Source organism: Flexivirga sp. (genome assembly GCF_035551235.1).
Lineage (GTDB): Bacteria > Actinomycetota > Actinomycetes > Actinomycetales > Dermatophilaceae > Flexivirga.
The window spans coordinates 1-17,646 of sequence record NZ_DASZNO010000025.1 but is presented as its reverse complement, the minus strand read 5'-3'; the positions used below and the strand labels follow the sequence as shown (position 1 = coordinate 17,646).

The following is a 17,646-nucleotide window of genomic DNA, read 5'->3' as shown; positions in this document are numbered from 1 at the left end:
GGTCAGTCGGCGAGCTGTCGCAGACTGCGCTCGATCTGGTCCAGCCAGTCTCCGACGATGCGTCGGGCCCCGGCCGTATCGGGCAGGCGGCAGCGCAGCGCCAGCCCCGCGGCATCACGGACCCACCACAGTTGGACGTCGGTCGTCGGCGCGTCCGGACTGGCCTGTGTCATCCGCAGCGCTGCATGCAGCTCGTGGCCGGGGATGCGCCGGTAGTCGACGTAGGAAACCATCCCCACATCACCGGTGTGCGTGAATCCCGGTGCGTATAAGGCGATCACGTCGCCCAGGCGCATCGCGGCCAGTAGCTGGGCGCGCTCGACCTGCTGCTGTGCGTGTATGACGGAGCGTTCGAGCGGTAGGTCGCCGGGGATGAGGACCGGGCCGTTGCTCACGAACCAGCCGACGGCCTCGGCCCAGTCCGCTCGACTCCGGGTGCCGACCGGCAGCAGCGTTGCGAATTCGTCGCCCAATCCCACGCGATGAACGGCGTGCGCGCAGACGGCGAGCAGGCACGCCGGCAGTCGGGCGTCGTGGGCGCGTGCCCATCGCTCGACCGCGGACGTCTGCGCCGCGGTGAGTGTATGGCGCAGCTCGATGGCGGCGATCCCGTCGCTGCGCCGGGCCGCCTCGGGAAGCGGAAACCGTGGCAGGCCACCGGAATTGCGTCGAAACACGTCGTGCCACTCGGCGATGCGTGGATCATCGGGGTCGGTGTGATCCGCGGCTTCGACACGGCATGCGTCCAGGAAGGAGCCGACCGGGGGCAGGCCGGCGCCGGACGGGTCGAGTGAGCTGTGGCGGAGGGAGGCGCCATACAGCTGGACGAAGTCGCGGCCGAGCAGCGGCATCGACACGGCGTCGGCGATGCCGTGGTCGACGGCGAGCACGATGTAGGTCCCCTGCGGTTCCTCGATGGCTGCGCCGAAGAGGTTCGGACCCGTCGTGGAGTGTGTTGTGGCGTCGATGAGCGCGAGCAGTTGAGCATGGCGCGCCGAGGGGTCATCGGGAAGGCTGGACTCCCGCACGTAGCAATCGATTTCGGTGCCGAAGCTCACCGTTGTCGGTGTGCCGGTGGTGAGATCGACGCGGGTGCGCAGGGTCTCGTGCCGGGACAGGAGCCCGCGAAATGCGGCTTGCAATGCCGCCCTGTCGACCTGCTCGGGCATCCGCAGGGTCACGCAGAGCCAGCCACCGGTGTCCCCACGGGCGAGCGCGTGGTTGACCTGGTTGAACGACGGTGGCGTGTCGGGCAGTGGACGAGCTTGCGTCACCGGCACCGGGATGCAGTGCAGGAGCTGCCCTGGTGGTGGCGTCAGCTGAGCCGCGGTCGTGAGCCGCATCAGGCGGTCAGTTGTACCGGCTGTTCCGCGAGTTCCCGCAGAACTGCGGTGAATTCGCGGAGGTATCGCTCGACGCCACGGGTCGCGGTGGGGTTGTTCGGGTGACGCACCGACACGTTGATGCCGTCGCGGGCCCGCACGACCCAGAAGTAGAACTCGTCGTCGGAGTACCGGATGCTGCGCAGCGCACGGGCGCGCGCCGCGTCGAACTGTGCGGCACCGGGCAGGTGGCGGACGTCGACGAAGGAGACCACGAAACGGGGCGCCGAGTCGATGCCCAGCAGATCGGCGATGGATGCGAACGGGATCTGTGCATCGGAACGGATGTGCGCCGACGCCACGTCGGCGCGGCGCAGCTGCTCTCGCACGTCCGAGGTGTCCGCCAGGCCGAGCTCGAAGGGGCTGATGCCTACGAACCAGCCCATGGATGTTGTGTATTCAGGGGTTCGGGTGTGCATCGGCATGACGAACTTCAGCGGGTCCGCGGTGCCGGTCGCCCGGTGCATCGCTGCCGTGAGGGCAACGAGCACTGCGGACTGCATGCCGTGTCCGAGCTCTCGGGCGTGCGCGTGGATGCCGTCGCTGACATCGGCGGGCACCAGCCAGCGGGAGATGCTGCGCTGCGGAAGAGCCAGATCGGTGAACGGGTCGTTCGGCAGCGGGAAGGCCGGGAACCGTGGCTCCCGTGGTGCGAGGAAATGTTCCCACCGGCGCGTGGTCTCGTGCCCGTGATCGGCAACAGCGGCACGAGCGCGCTCGGCCACGCTGAAATCGACGTAACTGGGTGCAGGTTCGGTCGCCAGCGGCTCACCGGCAAGCGCTGCGGCATACAACCGGTCGAGTTCGGACACGGCGATCAGCTGCGAGTACGCGTCCATCACCGAGTGGTCGGCCGCGAACGCGAGGAGGAACCGCGAGCCCTCGTCCTGGTTCGTGGGCACCACCGTCGCTGCGACAAGATGCGGCCAGGTGTCCGAGCGGACGGTGTGGTCGAAGAAGCGGGAGATCACGTCATAGACCCGCTCCACCGAGTCGTGGGTGCCGGCGTCACGTGCGGTCAGCTCGAGGCTCTCCGGACGGTAGGTGACGCGATGCAGGCCGGTGTCGTCGTGAGCCACCATGGTGCGGAACGACTCATGTTTCGCGTGCCAGGCGAGCAGCGTGCGCCGGACCGCGTCGGCATCGAACGCCTGATTGATCTCGAAAACCGTTCCGATCCAGGAAGGTTCGGATGGGTTGCTCGACTGTTTGACGTGCTTCTCGTGCTGTGGCGACAGGGGCCGCTCGTCAGCGGCGTCCGTGCTGGGCGTCGTGGAGGTGGCTCGCCAGAACGCGACCGAACCGGCGTAGATCTGATAGTCGGCGAGTTCGGTGTATTCCACTGCAGGGCTCCTTTCGCACAGACGCGGCGTGGTGCGAGAAACAGAACGGGTGACGGGCCCCCGCGCCAGAGGTTACGTCACCGTAACCTCTGCACACAAACCTGCGTCATGAGCGGGCGAAGCCCTGCAGTTCGACCGCATCGGCTGCCGCACGAACGGCGTCCGCCGGCGTGATCAACCGCCCGGCCAGCTTGCGAGCCCGATCCTGCGTCGCGGTGGCCAGTAGCGGGGTGAGTGCGGTGACACATTCGTCCGCACTGAGGTCGCGGAACCTCCGGTGGTCGCCGACGCCGAGTGCTGCCAGGCGTCGACCCCAGAGGGGCTGATCGGCGTTGAACCAGCTGATCAGGGACGGAATGCCGGCGCGCAGGGCTGCTGCCGTGGTGCCTGCTCCGCCGTGGTGGACGGCGGCGACGCACCGGGGGAGCACTCGGTGGTGGTCGACGGAACGCACGATCCGTAGATCGTCGTCGCCCGAGTCGGCGAAGTTCGACCAGCCCGCGGCGACCAATGCGCGGCACCCGAGTCGCTGAGACACCTCCCGCACCATCTGCACCATGTCTTCGGGGGATGCGACCGGCATGCTGCCGAATCCCCAATAGATGCAACGTCCTTGGTCCAGCCAGGCGTCCAGCTCGCCGTCGCCGTCGCCGTCGTCGTCCAGTGCGGCGCGCGTCTCGGGGGCGAGGTCGAGGAAGCCGACGAGCGGTCGCCGTACGCCCCATTCATCGCCCAGCTGCGGGAAGAGGATCGGGTCGATGGCCTGCAGCTCGAGCGATCCGGTGTTCGTCATACGACGGGCGACCGATGTTCGCGACGGGCCGAGGCCGAGTTCGGCTCGCATGGAATCCTCGCCGCGTCGGGTCATCAGGCGCCACGAGCGGTCGGCGAGCCACCACGTGAGGTGATGGACGGACTCCGCTGCGAACGGCGGATCCGGGAGCAGGTGCACCGATTCGGAGGGCCTGATCGGGTAGTAGTGCATCGCCACCTGCGCGAGGCGGTGCTTGTCCGCGAGTGCGCGCGCAACTTCCTGACCGAGGAAACAGGAGACGATCAGGTCCGAGTCAGCCGCTTCGTCATCGAGGGTCAGCGCGAGTTCGGTCCAACCGAAGGTGCCCAGCTCGGAGAGCCCGCGCCAGCGAGTGCGCGGGTTCGCCGACTTGATGCGGTGTTGCACAAGTTCGGACTCCAGCAGCGCGGCAGAGTCGGGTCCCGTTGTCAGCACGTCGATTCCGGCTCGCCGCGCGAAGTCGACCAGGTTCGGCGGGACGCCGAGCCGGACATCGTGTCCGCGGCGGCGAAGCTCGAGTGCGAGCGCCACGCCCGGCTGAACATCGCCGCGACTGCCCAGGAACGGCATCAGTATGCGCATGCCGTGTAGCGAATCACGAATGACGGCAGGCGCATAAAGAGAGTCGGAGTGCGGGAAAGGTGATTCTCGTCGCACGGACCGCTCAGGAGATGCCGTTGAGGTGGCCCATGCGGCACCATGGCCGCCATGGTTCCCAGTCCCGCCGATCACCACGGCACCGCCGTCGACGTGCGAGACCTGACCGTTCGCTTCGGTGACTTCGTCGCGGTCGACGGCGTCACTTTCACCGTCCCGACGGGGTCGGTGCTCGGGCTGCTCGGCCCGAACGGTGCGGGCAAGACCACCATCGTGCGAGTGCTGGCCACGCTGCTGCCGGCCACCGGCGGCAGCGCCAGCATCTTCGGACATGACGTGCGCACCGATCCCCACGGAGTGCGCTCGGTGATCGGGGTCACAGGCCAATACGCTTCTGTGGACGAGGAACTGACCGCACGCGAAAATCTGCTGATCTTCGCGCGGCTGTTGCGCTACACGCGCAAGGGCGCTCGACGACGATGTGACGAGCTGCTCGAGGAGTTCTCGCTGACCGACGCGGCCGGCCGCGCACTGAAGAACTTCTCGGGTGGCATGCGCCGGCGCCTCGACCTGGCGACCAGCCTGATTGCGGAGCCCCCACTGATCTTCCTCGACGAACCCACCACCGGACTCGACCCACGCACCCGGCAACAGATGTGGGGCACTGTGCGACGCCTGGTGGATGGCGGGTCGACGGTGGTCCTGACGACGCAATACCTCGAAGAGGCGGACCAACTCGCGGACAACATCGTCGTCATCGACCACGGGAAAGTCGTCGCCGAGGGATCCGCGAACGATCTGAAGTCGTCCGTCGGCTCCGGCACGTTGCGCCTCGCGCTGCGCGACGACGCCGACCGGCCAACCGCCCGCCAGGTGATGGAGCAGCTCGCCGGCCACCACGTCGAGACCGAGAGCAGCGGGACTCTGGCCGTACCCGTCAACGACGCATCGCTGGTCACCGACGTGCTGATCGGCTTACGGGACAAGGGGATCGAGGTCGAGGACGTCGGGGTGCACAAGCCGACCCTGGACGAGGTCTTCTTCCAGCTCACCGGCAGTCCGCGAGGGGACTCCGCATGACGGATGCCACCGCTCAGACCCGTTCGCAATACCGGCGCCGACGTACTCCCCACCGGCGCCCGACAGTCTCCGCCACCGCCGCGGCATCATGCACGCTCGCCGCGCGCGGCCTGTTGAAGATCCGCCACAACCCGTTCCTGATGTTCGACGTCGTCGCGCTCCCGATCGTGCTGACCGCGATGTTCGCCGGGATCTTCGGCGGTGCCATTGCCGGCAGCGTGAGCAACTACCTGCCCGACCTCGTGCCGGGTGTGCTGGTGCAGGTTGCGGTCACGGCGACGGTCAACACCGGGGTCCAGTTGTGCGACGACATCGATCGCGGAGTGTTCGATCGTTTCCGGTCGATGCCGATCGCCCGGATCGCACCGCTGGTCGGGGCCCTCACTGCCGATGTCGTCCGCTACGTCGTCGCGTCGCTCATGGTTGTCCTCGTCGGATTGCTCATGGGTTATCGGCCGGACAGCTGGCCGGGGCTGCTGCTCGGCTGCCTGTTGGTCGTCTACACGGCATTCGCACTCAGCTGGGTCTTCGCGTTCCTCGGTGTGCGTATGCCGAGTGCGCCTGCTGTGCAAGGCGCTTCGATGTTCGTCCTGATGCCGATGACCTTCATCTCCAATGCCCTGGTGCCGACGGCGCACATGCCGTCCTGGATCAAATGGCTCGCCGACATCAACCCGGTGTCCCATCTGGTGACCGCGGTGCGGCAACTCGCCGGACACGGCACGGTCGGGATGGACATCGTCTGGTCGCTCGTCGGGGCAACCCTCATCATGCTCGTGATGGCGCCGATCGCGGTGCGCGCCTACATCAGGAAGACGTGACCCCGATGTCCGAGGACAACCGCCTCACCTCGGCGGAGGAGACCTTCGTGCTGGCCGAGCAGGTGCTCGACCTGCCCGTCATCAACCAGATGATCTGGCGTTTCGACACCCCGCTGGACGCGGACCGGCTGAAGAAGGTCGTGGACCGCCTCCGGAGTGGACCGCTGACCCGGCGTCTGCATCGGGCGGGCGCGCCGTTCGCTCGCGACACCTGGTTCGCGGCGCCGCCGTCCGCTCCGGTGTTGCGCATCGACGACACCATCGATCCCGCACGGTTGATCGAGTGGCTGGACCATGACATCGACCGTGAGTTCCACACGGATTCCGGTGCGCCGTGGACGGTTTCGGCCGTCCCCCTGGATGACGGCGGTCATGTCGTGGCGTTCACTGCCCCGCACACCCTCTCGGACGGCACCGGCATCAACGCCGCCTTCGAGGCGGCAGTGACCGGCAGGGACATCGGCAGGTTGCCCGATGACAACGCGGTGGTGCCGAGCAGACTGCACGATGTCCGTGACGGCGCGCGTCAACTGGTCGCCGCCGGAAGGGGCCTGGCCGGCGCGGTCCGCCTGACGGCGCGCAACCGCAAGGGTCGCGGTGCCGTGGATCGCCGCACGCCGCCTCCGCAGCCGAGACGTCCTGCCGTCATACCCGTTGCGGACGCGGAGGATTCGGCATACGCGCTCGCGGCGTTCTCCGCGGAGGATTGGCATCACGCAGCGAATCTCCGTGGTGGGTCGGCGAATTCGCTCCTCGTGGCGATCGGGGTCGGGCTGCTGGAGGCTGCCGGCCGCATCGACGATGTGCCCGAGATCCCGGTCTCGATGCCGGTGACCGTGCGTACGTCCGGCGACCGGCGCGCCATTGCCACCATCGGAGCGACGCTGGCGGTCGGCACGGATCGCAGCCGGTATGACGACCTGCGCCCCATCCGCAGTGCGGCGCGTGACGCGCTCACGCGGGCAACGGATCCGGATCGGGACAGCGACGATTTGCTGCGCCTGATCACGCCCATCGTTCGACTGCTGCCGCGAAAAGTGTTGCGTTCGTTGGCCCTACGCCAACCGGCTGCAGTCCTGACCTGCTCCAATCTCGGTGAGCTTCCGCAGGACGTCGCGACGCTCGGAGCATCGACACCGGGCCAGGTCGCCGTGCGTATGGCGGTGCAACACGCGACCGTGGAGCAGCTTCGCGCCGCCCGGGGCGGACTCACGGTGTGGCTGTCCTTCTCCGCCGGCACCGCCATGTTGAGCGTGCTCAGCATGGATCCCGACCTGTGGCCGAACCGTGCTGCGGTGCAGCGGGCGATCACCGAAGAGGCCGCGAAATGGTCTCTCGCACCTACGTTCTGGTGAGGATCAGCGATGGTAGAGGTTCACGACAATCGGTTCACCTTCGGTGACGACGCATACTTCCTCGGTGAGGACCTGCTCGAGGTTCCGGTTGCATCCCAGCACACGTGGTGGCTGCCCACGCCCCTGTCGCCGGAGGCGTTGCGCTCGATCCATCACGGACTGCAGCGTGGTCCACTGAGCCGACTCGCGGTCGGGTCGCGCGTCCCGGGAGCACGTCGGCGTTGGGTGCCCGCTCCGGCCAGTGACCGGTTGACCATCGAATCGGACCCGGTCCCACCGGAAGGCCTGATGGCCTGGTGCGACCAGCAGTTGCAGGCTCCTGTCGATCCGGTGCGCGGCCCCGGCTGGTGGCTGTCGGCGACACCGGTCGTTGGAGACGGTCAGCTGGTGTCGCTCGTCACCCGCCATACGATCGCCGACGGTGGCCTGATCCTGCAGGCCGTCGACGCCGCGGTGACCGGCACACCGCTGCCCCGGGTCCCGGACGACCGGCCCGCCGCGGGCGACGTGCGACTGCGGGACGACCTGCGGGATGCGGGCCGGCAGTATGCCGCGGCCGGCCGTGGCCTGATGGCTGCGGTGCGGGCGGTGCGCCGGTCGCGTGGTTCGTCCGAGCGCGATGGCGCGAAGGCGTCGGGTGGTCCCGCCCGGGCGCTGCGGGCGGACGTCGGATCGTCATACGTCCCACCGTTCGTGGCGATCGACATGGCGAGCGATGCGTGGCAGTCCGCGGCCGACGCTCGCGGCGGCACGCCGAACAGCTTGCTGCTGATGCTGTCCGCGGGGCTGGCGGTGGCGGCCGGCCTCGCCCGGGAGGACGAAACGCTTCGGGTCGCGATGCCCGTGCGCCGGCGCGGGGAGAACGACTACCGCTCGAACATGCTCGGCGGAGCGTCCGTCCCGGTGCACGTGACCGCCGACCGCTACACCGACCTGCGCCGTGTGCGCGCCGCGACGAAGCATGAGCTGCAGCGGGTGGCCGACCCGACACAGACCTCGGTGATGGAACGCCTCGAACCCGTCGCTCGTGTGCTGCCGCGCGCCGTCATACGCAAGGTCGTCGAAGGTATGCCGGCGTCACTGGTTGCTGTGTCGAACCTCGGTCGTATGACGGCCGCCGGGGGCGGTCTCGGTGGCCCGACTGCGCTGTCGATGATGTGTCGCGGGGTGCACCGGAACATCACGCCCGAGCTGCTGCGCGGAGCCGGTGGTGGCGTGACGACGTGGCTGCAGGAGTTCGGCGACCGGATGACGCTGACCGTCGAGGCGCTCGACCCCGACCGCATCCCTGACCGGGACCGGCTCGCCGCGCTGGTCGCCGAGGAGTTGCGGCGCTGGGGCATCACGCCGCTGCGCAGCTGGTAATCCGTCGACCCTCGAAATCTGCGTGCTTTCGGGGCTAGGGTTGGCGCGTGGGTCGATTCAGCGCGTTGGAGTGGCCGGTCTTCCGGCAGTTGCGCTCCGGGGACTACCTCGGGCGAGGGCCCGCTGTGGCGTCCGCGAAGACGCGCGCCGTGCAGTCGCGCAACGCCGCGGCAGACCGGGTCGTGCAGAGCATCTGCCCCTACTGCGCCGTCGGCTGCGGCCAGCGCGTCTACGTCAAGGACGAGAAGGTCGTGCAGATCGAGGGCGACCCCGACTCACCGGTGTCGCGGGGCCGGTTGTGTCCCAAGGGCGCGGCGAGTGAGCAGCTGGTCAACGCGCCGGGCCGTCAGTACGACGTGCTCTACCGCGCGCCGCGTGCAACCGAGTGGCAGCACCTGGATCGCGACACCGCGATCGACATGATCGCCGAGCGGTTCGTCCGCAGCCGCCGCAACACGTGGCAGGAGCGCAACGAGGACGGTCGGATCCTGCGGCGCACCATGGGCATCGCATCGCTGGGCGGTGCGACGCTGGACAACGAGGAGAACTATCTGATCAAGAAGCTCTTCACGGCGGCCGGCGCCATACAGATCGAGAACCAAGCCCGCATTTGACACTCCGCCACGGTTCCCAGTCTGGGAACCTCCTTCGGGCGCGGCGGCGCCACCCAAACGCTGCAGGACATGGCCAATTCCGACTGCATCGTGCTGCAGGGCGGCAACATGGCGGAGGCGCACCCGGTTGGTTTCCAGTGGGTCGCTGAGGCAAAAGCGCGTGGCGCCAAGGTGATTCACGTCGACCCGCGTTTCACACGAACCTCGGCGAATGCCGACAGGCACATCGCGATCCGGGCCGGCTCCGACGTCGCGCTGCTCGGTGCGTTGATCAACTACGTCATTACGCACGACCTGTGGTTCAAGGACTACGTCGTCGCCTACACCAACGCCGCCACCCTCGTCGGCGAGGACTTCCGCGACACCGAGGACCTCGGTGGCCTCTTCTCCGGATTCGACCCGGAGACGGGCACATACGACCCGTCGTCGTGGGGCTACGCCACCGCACACCCGCAGGAGCAGCACGCCCATCCGGACTCCGCACCCGGCGACGCCTACGGCAGCGGTGGCCCGCCGATGCGTCATGCCGCCATGGAACGAGACGAGAGCCTGCAGGATCCGCGAACCGTCTTCCAGATCCTCAAGCGGCACTACTCGCGCTACACGCCCGACATGGTGCAGGAGGTGTGCGGGATCTCCGCGGAGGACTTCGACTACCTGGCGCGGGCGGTCACCGAGAACTCCGGTCGGGATCGCACGACCTGCTTCGCCTACGCGACCGGGTGGACCCAGCACACGCTCGGCGCCCAATTCATCCGGACCGCAGCGATATTGCAGCTTCTGCTGGGCAACGTCGGCCGTCCCGGCGGTGGCATCATGGCGCTGCGCGGGCATGCCAGCATCCAGGGATCCACCGACATACCAACGCTTTTCAACCTGTTGCCGGGTTACCTGCCGATGCCGATGGCCGGCCCGCACGACAACCTCCCCGACTACCTGGATGCGATCGGCAGCAAGCAGCAGAAGGGCTTCTGGGCCAACTCCGACGCCTACTTCGTCAGCCTCATGAAGGCCTACTTCGGAGACGCCGCGACCGCCGAAAACGACTGGTACTTCGATCGATTGCCTCGTATGACGGGCGCGCACGGCACCTACGAGACGGCGATGAGCATGCTGGCCGACGAGGTCGAGGGCTACTTCGTGCTCGGCCAGAACCCCGCGGTCGGGTCGGCCAACGGCAAGTTGCAGCGCGAGGGCATGCGGCACCTGAAATGGATGGTGGTGCGGGACCTCAGCCTGATCGAGAGCGCGACCTGGTGGAAGGACTCGCCGGAAGTGCAGTCGGGCGAGGTGCGCACGGAGGACATCGACACCGAGGTCTTCTTCATGCCGGCTGCGACGCACGTCGAGAAGGCGGGTTCGTTCACCCAGACCCAGCGCATGCTGCAGTGGCGACACCAGGCGGTCCAACCGCCGGGTCAGTGCCAGAGCGAGCTGGACTTCTTCTTCGAGCTCGGCAAGCGGATCCGGGCGCTGGTCGCGGCAACCGGTGACGATCGGGACCGGCCGCTGCTCGACATGACCTGGGACTACCCGACCGACGAGCACGGCAACCCGGATCCCGAGTCGGTGCTGCGCGAGATCAATGGCTACGGTCCGACAGAGACCGGTGAGCGCGAATTGCTTTCCAGTTACACCGAACTCGCCGCCGATGGATCGACCTCCTCGGGTTGCTGGATCTACGCGGGCGTCTTTGCCGGCGACCAGAACAAGGCCGCGCGCCGGACACCGCAGGGCGGATCCGGGGTGAGCCAGTCGGAGTGGGGCTGGGCCTGGCCGTCGGACCGCCGCATCCTCTACAACCGGGCGTCGGCCGACCCGGACGGCAAGCCGTGGAGCGACCGCAAGAAGTACATCTGGTGGGACGAGGACGAGCAGAAGTGGGTCGGCGACGATGTGCCCGACTTCCCGGTCGACCGTGCTCCGCACAGCCGGCCCGACCCCTCCGTCGGCGGGCCGGCGGCGCTGACCGGAGACGATCCGTTCATCATGCAATCCGACGGCAAGGGCTGGCTCTTCGCACCCAAGGGCCTGGTCGACGGCCCGTTGCCCACGCACTACGAGCCGCAGGAGTCACCGGTCCGCAACGGTCTTTACGCACAGCAGCAGAGCCCCGCACGACTGATCTTCCCCCGCGCGGACAATCTCGGTGCTCCGAGTGCCGGCGAGCCCGGTGTGGAGGTCTATCCGTTCGTCTTCACCACCTACCGGTTGACCGAGCATCACACCGCCGGTGGCATGAGCCGCTGGTTGCCGTACCTGTCGGAGTTGCAACCGGAGATGTTCTGCGAGGTGTCGCCGCAGCTGGCGGCCGAGCGCGGGCTGGTCAATGAGGGCTGGGCGACGATCGTGTCGCCGCGGGCGGTCATCGAGGCACGTGTCCTGGTCACCGATCGGATGAAGCCGCTGACCGTCGGTGGTCGCATCGTGCACCAGGTCGGACTGCCCTATCACTGGGGCGTCGGGGACCATGCGCTCGTCACCGGGGACTCGGCGAACGACCTGATCGGTGTCACCCTGGACCCCAATGTGCAGATCCAGGAGTCGAAGGTCGGGTCGTGCGATGTGATCGCCGGGCGCCGGCCGCACGGCGCGGAGGCCGACGCGCTCCTTGCGTCATACAACGAACGTGCGGGGGTGACCGTGCAGACTGACAACCAGCGGGTCACCGACGTGCGCGAGGAAGGTGCCGGAGATGAGTAGTCAGCGCACCCAGTCGGTGAGCGGGTACGCACGCGGGTCGCACCACCAACTCGCCGGCCCGACCGACCCCGCCGCCGATGCCCACTGGCCGAGCGGACACGTGCGCAAGGGCTTCTTCACCGACACCTCGATCTGCATCGGCTGCAAGGCGTGCGAGGTCGCGTGCAAGGAGTGGAACCGCAACCCGCGGGACGGCGACTTGGAGCTGACCGGCTGGTCCTACGACAACACCCAGCAGCTCGGAGCGAGCACCTGGCGACACGTCGCGTTCATCGAGCAGGACCGCTCACGCATCGAGGCGGCACGCGAATCCGGGCGCCAACTGGTCGATCTCGGTATGCCGACCGTCCGCGATGATCGCGGGTCGAGTAGCGACCAAAGCGGGTCGAGTAGCGACGAAGGAGCGTATCGAGACCAACACACCGCGCCGCCCGACACACCCGAATTCCGCTGGCTGATGGCCTCCGACGTGTGCAAGCACTGCACCCACGCCGGATGCCTGGACGTGTGCCCGACCGGGGCACTCTTCCGCACGGAGTTCGGCTCGGTCGTGGTCCAGGACGACGTGTGCAACGGCTGCGGCACCTGTGTCGCGGGCTGCCCCTTCGGTGTCATCGAGCGACGCAGCGACGGCACCGCGGCGCCGACGACACGCGGTGGGGAGAAGAAGGGCGAGCAGCCCGACGTGCCCAAGCGCAGCGTCGCGCAGAAGTGCACCCTCTGTTACGACCGGCTGGTCGACGATGAGACCCCGGCCTGCGCCAAGACCTGCCCGACGACGTCGATCAAGTTCGGTGATCACGCGGATCTCCTTGACACTGCACGTGATCGGGTCCGGCAACTGCACGACCAGGGCCTCACCGAGGCTCGCCTGTATGGCGCCAACGACCTCGACGGCGTCGGCGGGACCGGTGCGATGTTCCTACTGCTGGACGAGCCGGAGACCTACGGCCTGCCCCCGGACCCACGGGTGCCGACTGCGGACCTGCCGGTGATGTTCCGGCGCGCGGGGATGGCTGCGGCCGGCATGCTGGCGGCAGCCGCAATAGCGTTCGTGGGAGGCGCCCGGTGACGGTTTCCGCCTACGACCAGTTCCGGCCGCCCGAGCCCGAGCGCAGGGGGAGGCGGTTCGGCAAGCTGCGCCGGAAGAAGCGGCCGGGACGCACCGACGGCTCGGCCGAGATGCTGATGGTGCCGGACGTGGAATTCACGTCCTACTACGGGCGGAGCATCGTCAAGCCGCCTCCGTGGGGCCCGGAGATCGCGGCCTACCTCTTCCTCGGCGGGGTCGCCGGTGGTTCCGGGATGCTGGCCTACGGCGCACAGCTCACCGGCCGAAAACTGTTGTGCCGCAACGCTCGTCTGGGGGCCATCGCTGCGGTGGCGATCGGCGGTGCCGCCCTGGTCAAGGATCTCGGCCGGCCCGATCGCTTCTACAACATGCTGCGCACGGTCAAGCTGACCTCGCCGATGAGCGTGGGCTCGTGGATCCTGGCGGCATACAGCGGGGGCATGGGTGTGGCCGTCGTTCCCGAGCTCGACAAGCTGACCGGCGGCCGGTTGCTGCCCGGCCCGTTGCGCCGCGGCCTCGGCGCGGTCGAGCCGGTTGCCGGAGCAGCGGCCGCGGCACTGGCCGCACCGCTTGCGGCATACACCGCGGTCTTGCTGTCGGACACGGCCAATCCGACGTGGAACGCCGCGCATCGTGACCTGCCCTTCGTCTTCGTCAGCTCGGCGAGTCTGGCGGCTGGGGGCCTGGCGATGGTCACGACGCCGACGCGGGAAACCGGGCCGGCACGGGCGTTCGCGGTCATGGGAGTGGTCGGTGATGTGATCGCCACGCGCTACATGGAGTCCCGCATGGACCCGGTCGCGGCCGAGCCGCTGCACCAGGGCCGGCCCGGCACACTGTTGCGCTGGAGCGAGCGACTCGCGATCGCCGGCGGGCTCGGCGCCGTGGTGAGTGGTCGTCATCGCGCGCTTGCCGCGGCCTCCGGCCTCGCGTTGCTGGGCGCGTCGGCCTGCACGCGGTTCGGCGTGCTCGAGGCGGGCATCGAGTCGGCCAAGGATCCGCGCTACACCGTTGTTCCGCAACGGAACCGGCTCAACCAGCGCCGCGCGTCCGGCGTCACGGACGACTCGATCACGACAGTCGGCTGATTCGTTCGCCCGTGTCCTCCGGCGCCGCCGCCGCCTCCTCGCGTCCTCCTCCTCCTTCATGCCGACAGGACACGCAAATATCGAGAGGACACCGGATTTGACCCTGTGAGGGCCCCAAAGGGGTGTCCTCTCGGTAAACGGGTGTCCTCTCGGCAAGGAGGGTTCTCTCAGTGGGGAGGGAGTAGGGGAGTCTCGGTGGCGGGTCGGGACGGGATTAGGAGAGTCTCGTCGGCGGGTCGGGGGTGGGTCAGCGGATCTCGATGCCGGAGCCGGCGACGGTGTGGCCGATCACCGGATAGCCGGGAACCTCGCCCACCACGAGCAGTCCGCCCGACGTCTGCGCGTCGGCCAGGAAGAGCAGGTCATCCTCGGTGATCGAGGAACTGGCGGACAGGTGCGGACGCACCCAGTCCAGATTGCGGCGAGTGCCGCCGGAGACGTAACCGCCGGCGAGCGCGTCGAGCGCACCGTCCACGGCCGGCACCGCGGCCCGGTCGAGCACGGCGCCGATGCCGGATGCGCGGCACAGCTTGTGCAGGTGGCCGAGCAGCCCGAAACCCGTCACGTCAGTCGCCGCCGTGATGCCCGCGGCGATCACGTCACGGGCCGCCACGTCGTTCAGCGTGGTCATCGTGGCGATGGCCGCTTCGAAGATCTCGCCGGTCTGCTTGTGCCGGTTGTTCAGCAGCCCGACGCCGATCGGTTTGGTGAGCGTCAGCGGTATGCCGGCAGCCCCGGCATCGTTGCGCAGCAGGCGATTCGGGTCGGCGATGCCGGTGACCGCCATACCGTATTTCGGCTCGGGGTCGTCGATCGTGTGACCGCCGATCACCGGGCAGCCCGCCTGCTTGCCGACGTCGAGACCACCGCGCAGGACCTCGGTCATCAGCTCCATCGGCAGCACCTCGCGGGGCCAGCCGACCAGGTTGATCGCGACGACCGGCCGGCCGCCCATGGCGTAGATGTCCGAGAGGGCATTGGCAGCCGCGATGCGACCCCAGTCGTAGGGGTCGTCGACCACCGGTGTGAAGAAGTCGGCGGTCGACAGGACGGCGAGGTCGTCCCGCACCCGGACAGCCGCCGCGTCGTCCCCGTCGTCGACGCCCACGAGGACGTCGGGCCCGGCCTGCCCGGTGAGCCCGCGCACCGCATCCTCCAGTTCACCGGCCGGAATCTTGCAGGCGCAACCACCTCCGTGGGCGTACCCGGTGAGGCGGATGGCGTCGATGCTGGTCACCTCGCCGACCCTAACCCCGGGCGCTGTCCCACCGACACCCATGCCGAGTGACGGCTTCCTCGCCGAATGGCGGTCAGATCGCGCCGTCGCTCGGCGAAGAAGCCGTCACTCGCGGGGTGTCGGGGCGCCGGGTTGACGGGCGCGGGTAGGTTGGCCGTGGAGGCGTCAGGGTTCCTGGTGGGCCCCCCGGTCTTCAAAACCGGTGAGGCCGAGCATCTCGGTCTGGCGGGTTCGATTCCCGTCCGTCTCCGCCATACGCGAAGTTCGGTGAGCATGACGGAGGTGCCAGTGTCCGCTGAGGATCCGCGCAGTCGCATTCCGCGCACCGACACGCTGCTGGCCTCCGACGCCGTCCGCGACGCCACCGATCGGCTCGGTATGACGGTCGTACGCCGAGCCGTCACCGCAGCCCAGGAGCGCGCACGCGCCGGCGAGATCGCGCCCGAGGACGTGTCGTCGGCGCTCGCCGCATCGCTCGCGCGCGGCACCGCCGCCTCTCTCCGGCCGGTGCTCAACGCCACCGGCGTCGTCATACACACCAACCTCGGTCGGGCTCCGCTGTCGCCGGCGGCGATCGACGCCGTGCACGCGTCCGCGGGGTATGTCGATGTCGAGCTCGATCTCGAGGAGGGGGTGCGTTCGAAGCGCGGCCTCGCGGCCCGGGCGGCCCTGCTGGCGCACTGTCCGCCCGCGGAGGACGCACTGGTCGTCAACAACGGGGCCGCAGCGCTCGTGCTCGCGACCACTGCACTCGCCGCGGGCCGCGAGATCATTGTCAGCAGAGGCGAACTCATCGAGATCGGCGCAGGCTTTCGGTTGCCCGACCTGATCGCCTCGACCGGTGCCAGGCTGCGGGAGGTCGGCACCACCAACCGCACCCACCTGCAGGACTACACCGACGCGCTCAGCCAGGATACCGGCTGCATCCTCAAGGTGCATCCGAGCAACTACGTGGTCTCCGGATTCACCTCTGGCGTCACGATCTCCGAGCTGCACGCGGTCGCAGCGCGGCACGACGTCCCGCTGATCGCGGACCTCGGCAGCGGGCTGCTCCGCTCGGACCCGGTGCTGCCCGACGAGCCGGATGTCCAGACGGCCCTGACCGCCGGCGCGGACCTGGTCACGGTGAGTGGTGACAAGTTGCTCGGCGGACCGCAGGCCGGAATCGCGTTGGGGCACAAGGAAATCGTGGCGGCGCTGAGTCGGCACCCACTGGCGCGTGCCGTGCGTGCCGACAAGCTCGCGCTTGCCGCGCTGGAGGCCACGCTGAACGGCCCGGCCACTCCGGTGGAGGTTGCCTTGCATGCCGACCGCGACCGCCTGCGTGCACGTGCCGAGGCACTGGCGGCCGCTGTCGGCGGATCGGTCGTCGAGCACGACGGCCGCGTCGGTGGGGGCGGTGCTCCCGGTGTGCCGCTGCCCGGGTGGGCGGTTGCGCTTCCGGACACTGTGGCGCCCGCGCTGCGGACAGGCGATCCTGCTGTCCTGCCGCGAGTTCACAACGGGCGCTGCTTGATCGACCTCCGATGTGTCCCGGAGGCCGACGACGCGCGGCTGACCGACGCGGTTCGTGCCGCGCTGGATCAGTGAGATGTATGTCGTAGCGACCGCCGGTCACGTCGATCACGGCAAGAGCACGCTGGTCCAGGCCTTGACCGGCATCGAGCCGGACCGGTGGGCCGAGGAGAAGCGCCGCGGGTTGACCATCGATCTCGGATTCGCATGGACCACAACGCCATCGGGTGCGGAAGTCGCCTTCGTCGACGTGCCTGGACACGAGAGATTCCTGGGAAACATGCTCGCCGGGCTCGGCCCGGCACCGGTGGTCTGTTTCGTCGTGGCCGCCGACGAGGGTTGGCGCGCCCAGTCCGCGGAGCACCGCGACGCGATCCGCGCGCTGGCCATCGAGCGCGGGGTGGTGGCCGTCACCAGAACCGACCTAGCGCCTGGCCGGGTGGCGGAGGTCGTCGAGCAGGTCCGTGGTGAGTTGGCCGACACCGGGCTGAACGACGCACCGATCGTCCCAGTCTCGGCACGAACCGGCAGCGGCATCACCGAGCTCACAGCGGCGCTCGACGACGTGCTTCGCACCGCACCAAAACCATTGGTGCACGATCGAATACGGCTCTGGGTGGACCGGTCGTTCGCCGTCAAGGGTGCGGGAACAGTCGTGACCGGCACGCTGACTGCCGGGAC

General features: G+C 68.7%; 13 protein-coding genes and 1 tRNA gene. 10 read left to right on the top strand and 4 right to left on the bottom strand.

Annotated elements, in window-relative coordinates:
• Positions 1-2: 2 nt before the first annotated feature.
• From VG502_RS07510 to VG502_RS07500, 3 genes are all read right to left on the bottom strand, one after another.
• The gene (locus VG502_RS07510) at positions 3-1,343 is read right to left on the bottom strand and encodes a condensation domain-containing protein (RefSeq protein WP_325549415.1); all 1,341 of its coding nucleotides are present in this window, start codon (positions 1,341-1,343) and stop codon (positions 3-5) included.
• A complete protein-coding gene (locus tag VG502_RS07505; RefSeq protein WP_325549414.1) occupies positions 1,343-2,725 on the bottom strand; it encodes a condensation domain-containing protein in 1,383 nt (460 codons plus the stop codon). The genes VG502_RS07510 and VG502_RS07505 overlap by 1 nt, the downstream gene beginning before the upstream one ends.
• A gap of 106 nt (positions 2,726-2,831) precedes the next feature.
• Entirely contained in the window at positions 2,832-4,100 is a 1,269-nt protein-coding gene (locus VG502_RS07500; RefSeq protein ID WP_325549413.1) for a glycosyltransferase, read from the bottom strand.
• A 126-nt stretch (positions 4,101-4,226) separates the two neighbouring features.
• On the opposite strand from VG502_RS07500, the gene VG502_RS07495 reads away from it, so the two are divergent.
• The 7 genes from VG502_RS07495 to nrfD are packed head-to-tail and all read left to right on the top strand — an operon-like array spanning position 4,227 to position 14,213.
• On the top strand, positions 4,227-5,195 hold the full coding sequence (locus tag VG502_RS07495; protein WP_325549412.1) for an ATP-binding cassette domain-containing protein: 969 nt from the start codon (positions 4,227-4,229) through the stop codon (positions 5,193-5,195).
• Complete coding sequence (locus VG502_RS07490; protein WP_325549411.1) at positions 5,192-6,016, top strand: ABC transporter permease; 825 nt, start codon at positions 5,192-5,194, stop codon at positions 6,014-6,016. Before VG502_RS07495 ends, VG502_RS07490 begins: the two co-directional genes overlap by 4 nt.
• Before the next feature lie 5 nt (positions 6,017-6,021).
• Positions 6,022-7,371: a hypothetical protein gene (locus VG502_RS07485; protein ID WP_325549410.1), complete on the top strand. Its 1,350-nt coding sequence runs from the start codon at positions 6,022-6,024 to the stop codon at positions 7,369-7,371.
• Between the two features lie 9 nt (positions 7,372-7,380).
• A complete protein-coding gene (locus VG502_RS07480) occupies positions 7,381-8,736 on the top strand; it encodes a hypothetical protein (RefSeq protein ID WP_325549409.1) in 1,356 nt (451 codons plus the stop codon).
• Positions 8,737-8,783: 47 nt separating this feature from the next.
• Complete coding sequence (fdh, locus tag VG502_RS07475; protein WP_325549408.1) at positions 8,784-12,053, top strand: formate dehydrogenase; 3,270 nt, start codon at positions 8,784-8,786, stop codon at positions 12,051-12,053.
• Positions 12,046-13,125: a 4Fe-4S dicluster domain-containing protein gene (locus VG502_RS07470; RefSeq protein WP_325549407.1), complete on the top strand. Its 1,080-nt coding sequence runs from the start codon at positions 12,046-12,048 to the stop codon at positions 13,123-13,125. Before fdh ends, VG502_RS07470 begins: the two co-directional genes overlap by 8 nt.
• Complete coding sequence (gene nrfD, locus VG502_RS07465) at positions 13,122-14,213, top strand: NrfD/PsrC family molybdoenzyme membrane anchor subunit (protein ID WP_325549406.1); 1,092 nt, start codon at positions 13,122-13,124, stop codon at positions 14,211-14,213. Before VG502_RS07470 ends, nrfD begins: the two co-directional genes overlap by 4 nt.
• A 247-nt stretch (positions 14,214-14,460) precedes the next feature.
• Here nrfD and selD read toward each other — a convergent pair whose 3' ends face one another.
• The gene (gene selD, locus VG502_RS07460) at positions 14,461-15,450 is read right to left on the bottom strand and encodes a selenide, water dikinase SelD (RefSeq protein WP_325549405.1); all 990 of its coding nucleotides are present in this window, start codon (positions 15,448-15,450) and stop codon (positions 14,461-14,463) included.
• A 158-nt stretch (positions 15,451-15,608) separates the two neighbouring features.
• Here selD and VG502_RS07455 point away from each other — a divergent pair.
• The 3 genes from VG502_RS07455 to VG502_RS07445 form a co-directional block, all read left to right on the top strand.
• A tRNA-Sec gene (locus VG502_RS07455) sits at positions 15,609-15,704 on the top strand.
• A 34-nt stretch (positions 15,705-15,738) separates the two neighbouring features.
• Positions 15,739-17,040, top strand: a complete 1,302-nt coding sequence (selA, locus tag VG502_RS07450; RefSeq protein ID WP_325549404.1) for an L-seryl-tRNA(Sec) selenium transferase — start codon at positions 15,739-15,741, stop codon at positions 17,038-17,040.
• A gap of 1 nt (position 17,041) precedes the next feature.
• Positions 17,042-17,646, top strand: a 605-nt coding sequence (locus VG502_RS07445; RefSeq protein WP_325549452.1) for a GTP-binding protein, incomplete at its 3' end; no start/stop codon positions are given.